Source organism: Rhodococcus sp. T7, assembly GCF_009872365.1.
In the GTDB taxonomy this organism is placed as follows: domain Bacteria; phylum Actinomycetota; class Actinomycetes; order Mycobacteriales; family Mycobacteriaceae; genus Rhodococcus_F.
This window is the reverse complement of the sequence record NZ_WXYH01000064.1, coordinates 1-13,079: the sequence shown is the minus strand read 5'-3', so window position 1 is coordinate 13,079 and position 13,079 is coordinate 1. Positions and strand designations below refer to the sequence as shown.

At 67.8% G+C, this 13,079-nt stretch carries 12 protein-coding genes and 1 tRNA gene; 6 read left to right on the top strand and 7 right to left on the bottom strand.

The features are described 5' to 3' along the window. Positions 1-423 precede the first annotated feature (423 nt). Complete coding sequence (locus MLGJGCBP_RS08865; RefSeq protein WP_087556648.1) at positions 424-756, bottom strand: transglycosylase family protein; 333 nt, start codon at positions 754-756, stop codon at positions 424-426. Positions 757-1,196: 440 nt separating this feature from the next. Here MLGJGCBP_RS08865 and MLGJGCBP_RS08860 point away from each other — a divergent pair. Beyond that, positions 1,197-1,273 (top strand) — tRNA-Met (locus MLGJGCBP_RS08860). A 104-nt stretch (positions 1,274-1,377) separates the two neighbouring features. Here the strand turns inward: MLGJGCBP_RS08860 and MLGJGCBP_RS08855 are convergent. After that, positions 1,378-3,012: an acyl-CoA synthetase gene (locus MLGJGCBP_RS08855; RefSeq protein ID WP_160094905.1), complete on the bottom strand. Its 1,635-nt coding sequence runs from the start codon at positions 3,010-3,012 to the stop codon at positions 1,378-1,380. An 80-nt stretch (positions 3,013-3,092) separates the two neighbouring features. Beyond that, a complete protein-coding gene (locus MLGJGCBP_RS08850) occupies positions 3,093-3,854 on the bottom strand; it encodes an MBL fold metallo-hydrolase (protein ID WP_087556646.1) in 762 nt (253 codons plus the stop codon). Positions 3,855-3,951: 97 nt separating this feature from the next. Between MLGJGCBP_RS08850 and MLGJGCBP_RS08845 the strand changes: the two genes are divergently transcribed. Then, a complete protein-coding gene (locus MLGJGCBP_RS08845; protein ID WP_160094903.1) occupies positions 3,952-5,943 on the top strand; it encodes a phage holin family protein in 1,992 nt (663 codons plus the stop codon). Positions 5,944-5,979: 36 nt separating this feature from the next. Here MLGJGCBP_RS08845 and MLGJGCBP_RS08840 read toward each other — a convergent pair whose 3' ends face one another. The 4 genes from MLGJGCBP_RS08840 to MLGJGCBP_RS08825 form a co-directional block, all read right to left on the bottom strand. Continuing rightward, positions 5,980-7,185 (bottom strand): acyl-CoA dehydrogenase family protein, encoded by a 1,206-nt coding sequence (locus MLGJGCBP_RS08840; RefSeq protein WP_087556644.1) that lies wholly within the window; start codon positions 7,183-7,185, stop codon positions 5,980-5,982. Positions 7,186-7,214: 29 nt separating this feature from the next. Further along, positions 7,215-8,627 (bottom strand): acyl-CoA dehydrogenase family protein, encoded by a 1,413-nt coding sequence (locus MLGJGCBP_RS08835; RefSeq protein WP_087556643.1) that lies wholly within the window; start codon positions 8,625-8,627, stop codon positions 7,215-7,217. Between the two features lie 229 nt (positions 8,628-8,856). Beyond that, positions 8,857-9,639: a histidinol-phosphatase gene (gene hisN / locus MLGJGCBP_RS08830; RefSeq protein WP_160094901.1), complete on the bottom strand. Its 783-nt coding sequence runs from the start codon at positions 9,637-9,639 to the stop codon at positions 8,857-8,859. Between the two features lie 36 nt (positions 9,640-9,675). Continuing rightward, positions 9,676-10,170 (bottom strand): beta-class carbonic anhydrase, encoded by a 495-nt coding sequence (locus MLGJGCBP_RS08825; protein WP_160094899.1) that lies wholly within the window; start codon positions 10,168-10,170, stop codon positions 9,676-9,678. A 166-nt stretch (positions 10,171-10,336) separates the two neighbouring features. Between MLGJGCBP_RS08825 and prfB the strand changes: the two genes are divergently transcribed. The 4 genes from prfB to MLGJGCBP_RS08805 all read left to right on the top strand — a co-directional run. Further along, positions 10,337-11,443: a peptide chain release factor 2 gene (prfB, locus tag MLGJGCBP_RS08820; protein ID WP_160094897.1), complete on the top strand. Its 1,107-nt coding sequence runs from the start codon at positions 10,337-10,339 to the stop codon at positions 11,441-11,443. 5 nt (positions 11,444-11,448) lie between these two features. Then, positions 11,449-12,345: a mechanosensitive ion channel family protein gene (locus MLGJGCBP_RS08815; protein ID WP_087556640.1), complete on the top strand. Its 897-nt coding sequence runs from the start codon at positions 11,449-11,451 to the stop codon at positions 12,343-12,345. Next, a complete protein-coding gene (locus MLGJGCBP_RS08810; RefSeq protein WP_160094895.1) occupies positions 12,342-12,803 on the top strand; it encodes a hypothetical protein in 462 nt (153 codons plus the stop codon). The genes MLGJGCBP_RS08815 and MLGJGCBP_RS08810 overlap by 4 nt, the downstream gene beginning before the upstream one ends. Positions 12,804-12,858: 55 nt before the next feature. Further along, positions 12,859-13,079 (top strand): ATP-binding cassette domain-containing protein (locus MLGJGCBP_RS08805; RefSeq protein WP_160094893.1); only part of this gene is annotated, 221 nt, incomplete at its 3' end.

The window sequence follows — 13,079 nt, the reverse complement described above, 5'->3', positions numbered from 1 at the left end:
GTTCGCGTCGTCGCCCGGGATGCGATTCTGTGCCGCGTCCCTGCCCCTCGAAGGTTTCGGGGATTCCGAACCCGCGGGGCAGAGCTAGCAGCGGCGGGCCGGCTTTCGCCCGGTTGTTTCGGGCCGAGAGCGACCGTACGGGAGCTTCGCCCGCAGTTCACCTGGCCAGATTGGTGGACAGGTGTCCGGCGTTGAGGGCGAATTTTCCCTGTTTCCGCAGTTCAGAAGCGCTTGATATCGTTTCGGAGTCGATTCGTTACACCGTTGTTATGTGGCGGGGATCACTACGAATTTGTGCAGCGGCTCACGCGTAAATGGCGGGGAAACGGATCTCGGTGGTGTAGGTGGATGTCTTGCAATGCAAGAGCGCCCTGCGCGCAGTCGTGCTGCGCGCAGGGCGCTCGGGCAAGTGTGGGGTGCGGATCAGAGGTACTGTCCGCAGACCGGCCAGGCGCCGGGTCCCTGGGTCGCCAGGACGTTCTCGGCGACGGCGATCTGCTCCTCGCGTGAGGCGTTCGACGGCGAGCCGGAGCCGCCGTTCGCCGCCCAGGTGCTGTCGGTGAACTGCAGGCCGCCCGAGAAGCCGTTTCCGGTGTCGGCGGCCCAGTTGCCGCTGCTCTCGCAAGCCGCAACGGCGTCCCAGTCTCCGGAAGCGGCCGAAGCGGTGCCGGTGCTCAGGCCGAGCGGCACTCCGATGACTGCTCCGGTGAGTGCGACTGCGCCCATGGTCCGCTTGACGATGCTGGAATTGATCATGTGGTTGGTTCCTCTCCGCGCCTGCCGACGAGGTGGTCGTGTGGGTGACGGCTGGTGTGCCGATCCGCTGGTCGATCTGTCCTCGTCCTGCCCCTCGAGGTGTCGGGATTCCGGATCCCGCTGGGGCAGGTCGAGCTGCGGCGGGTCGGCGTTGCCCGTTGGTTTCGGGCTGGCAACGAACGTACGCGGCGATCACGGAATGGTCACGGGCCGATTTTCTGTGACGGGCGTCCAAATACTGGGATGAACGCACGGTGTTTTCGCAGGTCGACCCGCAACTTGCGGGTTCCGAAAACGTTACAGATTTTCTCGAAACTGTGATGCAGGTCATAACTTTTAGGTAACGGATGTGACTCGAGTGGTGCTGAAAGGTTGCTACTCGGCCTCTTTCCGGGCGATTTGCAATCCGTTCGTTCGCTCGTGTAACTTTGTTCATGCAGCGCGGGGTGGAGCAGCTCGGTAGCTCGCTGGGCTCATAACCCAGAGGTCGCAGGTTCAAATCCTGTCCCCGCTACCACCAAAGAACCGGTGTCCTGGAATCCAGGACACCGGTTCTTTTTTGTCTCCGTGTTCGGTTTCGTGGCCGGCGCCGGAACGCCGAGTGGAATGCAGGCCGGTGGATCAGCCCTCCGTGACGTCCATCTCGATCAGGACGCGGCGCAGCAACTTGCCGGTCGCGTTGCGGGGGAGTTCCTCGACGAAGACGATCTCGCGGGGCACCTTGTACCGCGCGAGGTTCGACTTGACGTGCGCCTTCATTTCCTCGGCGTCCTTCGCGGACCCGGGTGCGGGCACGACGAAAGCCCTGAGGCGATGGCCGAACTCGGAGTCCTCGACACCGATCACGGCAGCCTCGAGCACGTCCTCGCGGTCGGCGAGCAGGTTCTCGACCTCGAGCGGGTAGACGTTCTCGCCGCCGGAGACGATCATGTCGTCGTCGCGGCCGTCCACGAAGAGCAGGCCGTTGCGGTCGAAGTGCCCGACGTCGCCGGTCGACAGCAGACCGTTGATGCGCTCCTTGTCGCGACCGTCCGTGTAACCGGAGAAGCTGAGACCGCTGGCGACGAAAATGCGTCCAACGGTCTCGGGTTCGGTGATCCGTCGACTCGACTCGTCGTACAACTCCACGTGGCACGTGACGGGAGCCCGCCCCGCAGTACCCGGCGCCAGTTCGAGGTCGGCGGGGGTCGCGACGGTGGCGACGGCGACCTCGGTGGAGCCGTACAGGTTGTGGAGCACCTTGCCGAACGCGGCGGTGGTGCGCTTGCAGAGGTCGGGGGACAGCGCGGACCCGGCCGCGAAGATGATCGTCAGACTCGACGTGTCGTATTTCGCCAAGGTCTCCGGTCCGAGATCGATGATGCGCTGCAGCATGGTCGGAACGACCACCAGCGTGTCGCAGCGGTGCTTCTCGACCAGACGAATCGTGTTCTCCGGATCGAACTTCCGATGCATCACGACGGTCTGGCCCAGTGCCAGTGCGAGCGCGAACTGGGAGACTCCGGTCCCGTGGAACGCGGGGGCCGCCATCATCATCGTCTGGCCGCGTCGCAGCGGAACCCGGTCGAGGAACTGCGCCGACGCGAGCGGAGACGTGTGTCCGCGGGGAGCGCCCTTCGGCGTGCCGGTGGTGCCGCTGGTGAGGAGGACGAATCCGCCCAGCGTGGACGGTGCGGGCAGCGAACTTCGATCTCGGCCCTCCATCACGTCGTCGAGTGTGCGGACCCGGGACGTCGAATCTTCCTCCGCCCACGAGCGATAGACGATCACCTCGTCCGGGAGGGCTTCGGCGACCGCGTGGAACTCGTCGTCGTACACGAAGGCCTGCACCTGTTCGCGGGCGGCGACGTCGACGAGTTGCGGCCGGGCGAAACCGGTGTTCATCAGCACCAGTTTGGTGCCGTTCTTGGCGGCGGCGAGCATCGTCAGCACCAGGCCACGATGATTGCGGCACATGCATCCCATGACGGAACCGGGGGTGATGCCGTCGGCCTGCCACGCCCGCACCAGGGCATTGGACTGTTCCTCGCTGTCGGAGTAGGTGAGCGCGCCGCGTTCGTCGACGATGGCCACCGCGTCCAGGCCGGCCTCGGCGTTCGCGTGGACGGGCCCCGCGAACGGGCCGTACTTCCGCACCGCCAGAATGGAGCGGACGCCCTGGTCGACGCGGGGAAACGGAACGAGGCCTGCGCGGTTCATCACCCGCACAGCTCCCACGGTGTCCGTCAGCTTGGTGAGAACGTGCTGGACTGACATGTCGAACCCTTCGGATAGGCGGGACCGCGTCACCAGTCAGGGTAGAGGACAGCGGCACCCGTGCCGGTCGTAACCGAAAGTCACCGGAATACGTCGCCGGGGGCCAGTTCGACGGCTCTCAGGCCGGCCGCCTCCGCGCGTCGGACGAACTCGCCGCCGGGGCCGTGGAACCGGCGTGGCCGCACCGGGTCCATCCCGATCGGCCACAGCGTGCCGAAGTGGATCGGGATCGACACGTCGGCGGCCACCGACCTCGCCGCGGCGACGGCCGATTCCGGATCCATGTGTCCCGGTCCGAGATTCGGCCCCCACCCGCCGACCGGGAGCAGCGCGACGTCGCAGCGCGGAACCCACTCCGCCATCGCGGGATCGAGTGCGGTGTCCCCGGCGAAGTACGTGGTCGCCGCGCCGTCGACGACATACCCCAGCGCCTGCGCCCGCTGCGGGCCACGGCGCCACCGCCGGCCGTCGTGCACGGCGGGCACCGCGCGCACGGTCACCGAACCGAGTCGCACATCCTGCCCGGCCGACACCTCGATCAGCCGGTCGCCGAACACACGCAGTCCCGCAAACGCGTCCACGGCGCCGCGGGGAACGACGATCGGAACGTCGTTCGCGATCAGGGCGAGCGAGGGCAGATGCGTGTGGTCGGCGTGCAGATGGGACAGCAACACGGCGTCCGGCCGCACCGGGTCGTTCATCGGGTCCGGGCCGCGACGACGCCGTAGGTGAGCCACCCGTGCCGTCAGCACCGGGTCCGTGAGGATCGTCGTCCCACTGTCCGTGATCTCGACCGTCGCATGCCCCCGCCACCGGATGCGCACCCCTGCGTTCTCGGTCATAGCGGCCCCGTTCGCTCGTCGCGGTGACGCCGCTGCGATGAGTTCGGCCGCGCCACTCCCTGTCAGACCTTACGATCCCCCAGAAGGGAGGTCTGCGATGCGCTCTCTGGGCTCGGCGGCCAGGACAATGACCGAATTTCTCGTGCTGTGGCTCGTCTCCGCCGTCGCACTGGTCCTGACCGACCTCATCCTGCCGGGGGTCCGGCTGCATCCGACGCCTGCGGGCGGCCCCTTCGACACCATCCCGGCGGCACTGTTCCTCGCCCTCGTGTACGGACTGTTGTCGGTCACCCTGTGGCCGCTGCTGGTGCGCGCAATGCTGTGGGTGGGTCCGGCGCTGCTGTTCCTGGGCGTGTTCGCCGGGAACTGGCTGATCATGATCCTCGCGGTGCGGGTCGTGCCGGTCGCCACCACGGAGCGGGTCGCCGACGTGCTGGTGCTGGCGCTGGTGATGTCCGTCGTCGGTTCCGGTGTCGCCGGAGCCATCGCGGCCCGGCGCGACGACACGTACCGATTGATGCTGGTGCGCCGCAACCGGTCCCGACTGCGACGCGGCGGAGCCCCGGACGCGTCGCCGGGAACGCCCGGACTGCTCTGCATCCAGATCGACGGCCTCGGCCACGCGGTGCTGCAACGCGCAATCCGCGACGGCGTCACACCGCACCTCGCCGGGCTCGTGCACCGCGGCTCCCACGTCCTGACACCCTGGCACACCGACTGGAGCAGCCAGACCGGCGCGAGCCAGCTCGGGATCCTGCACGGTGACAACCACAACGTGCCCGCGTTCCGGTGGTACGACAAGACCCGTGGCGCCGTCGCCGTCTTCAGCAATCCCGCCGACAACGCCGCCCGCGAACTCGAGCGCGCGCATCGGCCCGGTCTCCTCACCGGGGGTGCGAGCCGCGGCAACCTGGTCACCGGCGGCGCAGACGACAACGTCCTCGTGGTCAGCCGCATGCGAGGCGCCCGGATGGGTGGCAGGGCAACCGGATACGCCGACTACTTCGTCGACCCCGCGAGCGCGGTGCGCACCGCGGTACGGCTCGTCGCCGAGGTGCTGCGGGAGAACGTGCAGGCGTACCGGCAGCGCCGCGCCGACATCACGCCGCGCGTCCGGCGGGGCGGACTGTATCCGCTGGTCCGGGCGTTCACGACGGTCGTCGAGACGGATGTCGTCGTCGCAGCGGTCGTCGGCGATCTCATCGCGGGCCGCAGTCCCGTGTACGTGGACCTGGTCGGGTACGACGAGGTCGCTCACCATTCCGGTGTCGAACGCCCCGAGACGCGCAAGGTCCTGCGCGCTCTCGACGACGAGATCGGAATGATCTCCGCTGTCGCCGCCCAGTGCGGTAGGTCCTACCGCATCGTCGTGCTGTCGGATCACGGGCAGAGCCAGGGGGCCACCTTCCGCGACCGCTACGGCAAGAGTCTCGAGGACGTCGTGCTCGACGCCTGCCACGCCCCGGAACGCCGAGACGGCGACTCCGTCACGCTCGGCAGCCGAGGCCGCGGCGCCGAAGGCCTCGGATATGCCGAGGCCAGCCTCCGGCCGGAGGCTGCCCCCGACGTCGCCGTCACCTCGGGCGAGAATCCGGTGGTTCTTGCGTCCGGCAATCTCGGGCTGGTCAGCTTCCCCCGGGTGGCGGGCCGGGCCACCCGCGAATGGACGGACGCCCGGTACCCGGACCTGATTCCGGCGCTCGTCACACATCCCGGCATCGGGTTCGTGCTCGTGGCCCGGGGCGCCGGCGGCTCGGTCGTGCTCGGACCTGCGGGCAGCGTCGACGTCGCCACCGGTGAGGTCGACGGCGTCGATCCGCTCGCCGACTTCGGGCCCGGCGCCCTCGACCGGGTCCGCCGGACGGACACCTTCGACAACGTCGCCGACCTGATGGTGGGCGGCCGGTACTGGCCGGACACCCGGGAGGTCGCCGCGTTCGAAGATCAGGTCGGATCGCACGGCGGGCTCGGTGGACCCCAGAACACGCCGTTCCTGCTGTATCCGGCCGACCTGCCCGCGCCACCGAACCCTCTCCAGGGCGCCGAAGCGGTGCACGAGGTGCTCGTCCGGTGGCGCGATCTCGCGTGAATCCCGTTCCCGCACGGCATGAGCCGTGCGCGGCTGTTACTTCAGCTCGGCGGACGACTTCCCGAGCAGGCGGCGGGCCACGATCAGCTGCTGGATCTGCTGCGTGCCCTCGAAGATGTCGAGGATCTTCGAGTCGCGTGCCCACTTCTCGAGCAGCGGGCGCTCCGAGTATCCCAACGTGCCTGCGAGTTCGACGGCCTTGAGAGAGATGGCGGTTCCGGTGCGGCCTGCCTTCGCCTTCGACATCGACGCCTCGAGTGAGTTCGGCTTCTTGTTGTCCGCCATCCACGTTGCCCGCAGAGCGAGCAGGTAGGCGGCTTCCCAGTCGGCCTCGAGCTGCAGGAACTCGGCGGCCGCCGCGTGCTGGTTATACGCGGGGGTGTCGTAGGAGATCTCCACACCGGCGTCGGAGAGGATGCGGCGCAGTTCCTCGAGCGCGGCGCGGCCCAGGCCGACCGCCATACCGGCGACGATCGGGCGGGTGTTGTCGAACGTCTGCATGACGCCGGCAAAGCCCTTCTCGACGTTGACCTCCGGCGTGCCGAGCAGGTTGTCCTTCGGGATCCGGCAGTCCTGCAGCAGCAGCACGGCGGTGTCCGACGCCTTGACGCCCAGCTTGTGCTCGAGGCGGGCGACGCTCAGTCCCGGGGCGTCGCGCGGGACGACGAACGACTTGATCGCGGCGCGGCCCTTGGTCTTGTCGACGGTGGCCCACACGACGATGTGGGTGGACCGCTCACCGGCGGTGACGAAGATCTTCTCACCGTTGAGGACGTATTCGTCGCCGTCGAGCACCGCGGTGGTGGTGACGGCGGCGGAGTCGGAACCGAAACCGGGTTCGGTGATGGCCATCGACGCCCACACCTTGCCGAAACGCTCGAGCTGCTCGTCGGTGGCGACCGCCGCGATGGCCGAGTTGCCGAGACCCTGGTACGGGATCGCCAGTGTGAGACCCACGTCGCCCCAGCAGGTTTCGATGACGTTCATCAGCGAGGACATGTTGCCGCCGTTGACGTTCCCGATGACCTTCGGTTCGTCGCCGCGTCCGAGAGCGGCGCCCGCCGCGCCCTTACCGGAGTCGTTGAGGCCCTCCACCATGGCGGCCATGGTGTCGAGTTCCTTGGGGTAGGCGTGCTCCGCGAGATCGTACTTGCGGGAGATCGGCCGGAAGATTTCTGCCGCAACCTGATGCGCCTGGTTCGCGGAGGCTTTGAGCTTCTTGGGAAGTTCGAGGTTGATCATGACTGTTTCCTTAGTTCGAATCCGGCCGCTCAGATCAGGACGATGCCCTCGGCGACGCCGATGGCGCGCAGATCGCGGTACCAGCGCTCCACGGGATGTTCCTTGGTGTAACCGTGGCCACCGAGCAGCTGGACGCCGTCGAGACCGATCTGCATGCCCTTCTCGGACGCCAGCTTTCGGGCGAGGGCCGATTCGCGGGCGAAGGACAGCCCCTGCTCGGCGCGGGAGGCGCCGCGCAACGTGACCAGGCGCAGGCCGTCGAGTTCGATGCCGATGTTCGCGACCATGAAGGCGACCGCCTGACGGTTGCTGATCGGCTCACCGAACGCGACCCGCTCGTTGACGTACGGGATCACGTAGTCGAGAACGGCCTGACCGGTGCCGACCGCGAGCGATGCCCAACCGAGGCGGGCCAGCCGGATCGCGTCGGCGTATTCGGCCTTCCGCGCGTCGGCGTCGGCGGCGCCGAGCAGACCCGACTCGGGCACGGCGACGTCGGTGAGGTTGAGCCGGCCGAGACCCGCGGCGCGCAGGCCCATGCTCGGGTCCGCCTCCACGACGAGTCCCTTGGTGTCGGCCTCGACGATGAAGAAGGAGGGTTTGCCGTCGAGTTCGGCCGCCACGATGAACAACTCCGACGAGGCGGCGGCGGGAACGAGGCTCTTGACGCCGTTGAGCTTGTAGCCGCTGGGGGAGCGGACCGCCTTGGTCTGCAACGCGAACGGATCGAACAGTGCGCGGGGCTCGTTGACGACCACGGCCGCGTTCGGAACCTGCTCGCCAGTGAACGAGGGCAGGTAGGTCTTCTGCTGGGAGTCGGTGCCCCACTGGGTGAGGGCGACGGCGACGCCGCTCGGCGCGAGGATAGGCAGCGCGAGCCCCATGTCGCCGTGGGCGAGGGCCTCGGCGACGAGGGAGTTGGTGACGGCCCCGCGCTCGCTGGCGGCCCCGTCGAGTTCCTCGGGAACGTTGATCAGGGTGATGCCGAGTTCGGCGGCGCGTTTCACGAGATCGGCCGGTGCGGCGGCGGCGGCATCGGCGGCGTGCCCGGCGGGCCGCAGGATCTCGGCGGCGAATTCGCGCACGGTCTCGACGATCATCTGCTGCTCGTCGCTCGGGGTGAGGTCGAAGTAGCCGGCCTTGGCGGTCGGGTTGTCGGGGAGGCGCTTCGGTGCGCCGCCGCCGGACACCTTCTGGAATCCGCGGGTGGCCGCGCCGAGGGTCTTGAAACCGGTCTTCGTGCCTTCGTAGGTCACCCGGTCGATCGTCTGGCGCAGGTTGTACTTCTCGGCCAGATCGGATCCGGTGATCTTGGTCAGCACGCGCATCGCGGCACCCATGGCGTCGCGCTTGACGGGATTCAGTCCGACGGCGGACGTGTCGCGGGGGTTCCGCTTCGCTCTGCCGTTGGGGGCAACAGTGTCTTGCTTGCTCATGATCACCAGCTGTTTCTCGGTGTTCGGGCGTGGACACGATCTATCTTACTCAGCAGTAAGGTTAGTGTCTACTATCGAGTAAGTTCCGGTGCGCGCGAGCTCCCACGGCGCCGGGTTCGAGCCCGATCTTCGGGGGGCAGCAGACATGCGAGAACCGCCCTCCTCGGGGGCCGAGGAGGGCGGGCCGGGCTCCTTCGCGGAGGCCTCGAAAGGGCTGTGTGTCTGTATTACTCCGTCAGCGCAGTCGGGACAGCGCCTCGTCGTGCAGCAGGGTGTTGGTGGCCAGCGCGCTGCCCCCGTGCGGGCCGTCGGCGCCGGCGAGGTTGGTGAACCGGCCGCCGGCCTCGCGCACCAGGACGTCGAGGGGTGCGAGATCCCATAACGACACCTCGGGCTCGGCGGCGATGTCGACGGCGCCCTCGGCGAGCAGGCAGTAGGAGAAGAAGTCACCGAATCCGCGGACCCGCCACACGTCGTCGGTGAGGGAGAGGAACTGCTCGCGGATGCCGAGTTCCTTCCATCCGGACAGGCTCGAGAACGTGAGGCTGGCCGAACTCAGCCGGTCGACGGCCGAGACGGCGATCCGATTGGCCTCGGAGCCGTCGAACGTCGACCAGGCACCACGACCCGATGCCGCCCACCAGCGGCGCGCGAGTGCCGGGGCGCTCACGACACCGACGGTGGGAACGCCGTCCTCGAGCAGCGCGATCAGCGTGGCCCAGATCGGGACGCCGCGCACGAAGTTCTTGGTGCCGTCGATCGGGTCGACCACCCACTGCCGCCCCGAGAACTGCGCGTCGCCGCCGAACTCCTCACCGAGGACGGCGTCGGTCGGCCGCTCGGATTCCAGCGTCGCCCGGACCGCCCGTTCCACCGCCAGGTCCGCGTCCGTGACCGGGGTGAGGTCGGGTTTGTCGTCCACCGACAGGTCGAGTGCCCCGAAGCGGGCCCTCGTGATCGCGTCCGCCTCGTCGGCGATTCGGAGGGCGAGTTGCAGGTCGGCGTCGAGGTCGGTCACGGTCGCACAGATTACTCGTACCGCACCGGCCCGAGCTCAATCGATCTTCACCTCGGCGAGCTTGCCGGTGGCGACGTCGAAGACGAACCCGCGCAGCGACGTGGTGGCCGTGACGAAGGGACTGGCCTGAATGCGGCGCAGCGACTGCCGGACGTCCTCGTCGAGGTCGGGGAACGCCTCGGCCGACCAGGCGGGTTTGATCCCGACCTCGTCCTGGATGGACTTCTTGAAGTCGTCGTCGGTGAACGTGAGCATCCCGCAGTCCGTGTGGTGGATGAGGATGATCTCGGTGGTGCCGAGCAGTCGCTGGCTGATCGCGAGCGACCGGATCTCGTCGTCCGTCACCACCCCGCCTGCGTTGCGGATGACGTGCGCCTCACCCTCCTGGAGGCCGAGGATCCGGTAGACGTCCAGGCGTGCGTCCATGCAGGCGACGACCGCGACGTGCTTGCTCGGGGGCAGGGGGAGCGGCCCGGTGAATCCGGCGGCGTACTCCTCGTTGTTCTTCAGGTACTGGTCGGTCACGGTCATCGTCGACTCCGTCCGGGATGGCGGTACGAACAAGTGCGTACCCGTGCATGCAACAAGGCGCTTCGGGGGTCCGCAAGGCTTTCACACAGCGTGATCGGAAGGGGTGACTTCGGTCGCGGCGAAGGGGTGACAGGGCACCTGTCCGCACCCGGTAACCTTGGGAACCGTGCATCCCGACGTATCCGCAGACCTGAGCGAGCTCGACACCACCCTCCGCACCGTCGAATCGGTGCTGGACGTGGAGGAGTTGCGCCGCCGTATCGACGAGCTCGAACACCAGGCTGCCGATCCGGAGCTGTGGAACGACCAGGAGCACGCCCAGCAGGTCACCAGCCAGCTGTCGCACTCCCAGGCCGAACTGCGCCGCGTCGAGGAACTGCGCTCGCGGCTCGACGACATGCCGGTGCTCTACGAACTCGCCGAGGACGAGGGCGCGGAGGCCATCGCGGACGCCGACGCCGAGCGACACAGCCTGCGCGAAGACATCGCGGCGATGGAAGTCAAGACGATGCTCTCCGGCGAATACGACGAGCGTGACGCGCTGGTCAACATCCGCTCCGGCGCCGGTGGCGTCGACGCCGCCGACTGGGCCGAGATGCTGATGCGCATGTACGTCCGCTGGGCCGAGAAGCACGGTTACGGCGTCGAGGTCTACGACACGTCCTACGCCGAAGAGGCCGGCATCAAGAGCGCGACGTTCGCGGTCAAGGCGCCCTACAGCTACGGAACCCTGTCCGTCGAGATGGGCACGCACCGGCTGGTCCGGATCAGCCCGTTCGACAACCAGGGCCGCCGCCAGACGTCGTTCGCCGAGGTCGAGGTCCTGCCCGTGGTCGAGACCACCGACCACATCGACGTCAACGAGAACGACGTCCGCGTCGACGTGTACCGCTCGTCGGGCCCCGGTGGGCAGTCCGTCAACACCACCGACTCCGCTGTCCGGTTGACGCACATCCCGACCGGCATCGTCGTGACGTGTCAGAACGAGAAGTCGCAGCTGCAGAACAAGGTGTCGGCGATGCGCGTCCTGCAGGCCAAGCTGCTCGAGGTCAAGCGCAAGGAGGAGCGCGCCGAGATGGACGCGCTCAAGGGCGACGGCGGCAGTTCCTGGGGCAACCAGATGCGGTCGTACGTGCTGCACCCGTACCAGATGGTCAAGGATCTGCGCACCGAGTACGAGGTCAACAACCCCTCGGCGGTGCTCGACGGTGACATCGACGGTTTCCTCGAATCCGGCATCCGGTGGCGGATGCGCGAGAGTCAGGCGTCCTGATACCGATGGAAGCGGCAGCGGCAGTGTTCGCTCCCACCCAGAACCTCCTCGACTGGCTCTCGTCGACGGGGCTCGCGGTGTCCCTCACCGTCCTCGGAGCGATCCTGATGGCGCGGTTCGTCAATTGGGGCGGCAGCAAGGTCACCGACCGGATCGACAGCAACTACATGCAGGGCGACGCCCTCGTGCGGTCCGAGGCGACCAAGCACCGGCACTCGGTGGCGCAGGTGATCACCTGGGTGATCATCACCATCATCTACGTGATCGCGACGATGAAGGTGCTCGACCAGTTGAGCCTGCCGATCGGCAGCCTCGTGGCCCCGGCCACCGTGCTCGGCGCGGCGCTCGGTTTCGGCGCGCAGCGCGTCGTGCAGGACATCCTCGCCGGCTTCTTCATCATCACCGAACGCCAGTACGGGTTCGGTGACACGGTGCAACTCGCGGTGACGGGGTCGTCGGAGGACGCCGAGGGCGTGATCGAGGACGTCACGCTCCGGGTCACCCGGATGCGGAACTCGGACGGTGAGGTCATCACCGTGCCCAACGGCCAGATCGTCAAGGCCATCAACCTGTCCAAGGACTGGGCGCGTGCCGTGATCGACGTTCCGGTCCCGGCCACGTCGGACATCAACCGGGTCAACGAGGTGCTCCACCAGGTCGGTGTCGAGGCCTTCGCGGATCGCGGACTGAAGAAACTACTGCTCGACGAGCCGACGGTGATGGGAGTGGAGAGTCTGACGGTCGACGAGGTCAGCGTCCGCGTCGTGGCGCGGACCCTGCCGGGTAAGCAGTTCCAGGTCGGTCGCGCGCTGCGCGTGCGCATCGCCACCGCGATGAGACGGCAGGGCATCACCGTCGAACCGGACCTCCAGACGGTCCGGGCAGCGGAGGGCGAGGGATGACCGACGAACCCCGGCGCGGACTGGACCGGATTCTGCACTCCTCGTTCATTCCCGCCAAGATCCTCGGCGGCCGGGTGCGGACGTCGACACTGGTGCTGTGCATCCTGTGGGTGGTGCTGTACACGCTGTACACGTACCTCAACCCCGCCGAAGAGGTGGTCCAGGGGCCGGTCGCTCCTGCTGTCGTCCCCACCCGGGAGGCGCCGATCCAGGAGACCACGCCGCCGCCGTCGGAGTTCGAGACGACGATCGAGTCGACGACGGAGACGGCCACGACCACCGAGTCGACACCTGAGCCGACGCCAGAGCAGACGGCGCCCACCGGCACCAGTCAGGTGACGTCGACGCCGACGCTGCCGTTCGGGATTCCCAATCCGTTCCCGCCTCCGCCGACGACGACGCCGCCGAACACGTCTTCCGTCCCCACGACGTCGGCGACACCGCAGCCCGGGCGGTGACGCCCGCGCGTCGCTTCATTTGGTCACTGTTCGATAACGTCTAGACTGGCTCCTCGTGATCAGCGTCGAGAATGTGTCGAAGTCGTACAAGACCTCCACGAGGCCCGCCCTGGACAAGGTGAGCGTCGAGGTGGACAAGGGCGAGTTCGTCTTCCTGATCGGCCCGTCGGGCTCGGGAAAGTCGACGTTCATGCGCCTGCTCCTCAAGGAGGAGTCGCCGACGTCGGGCGACATTCGCATCGCGGATTTCCATGTCAACAAGCTGTCGGCCCGGCG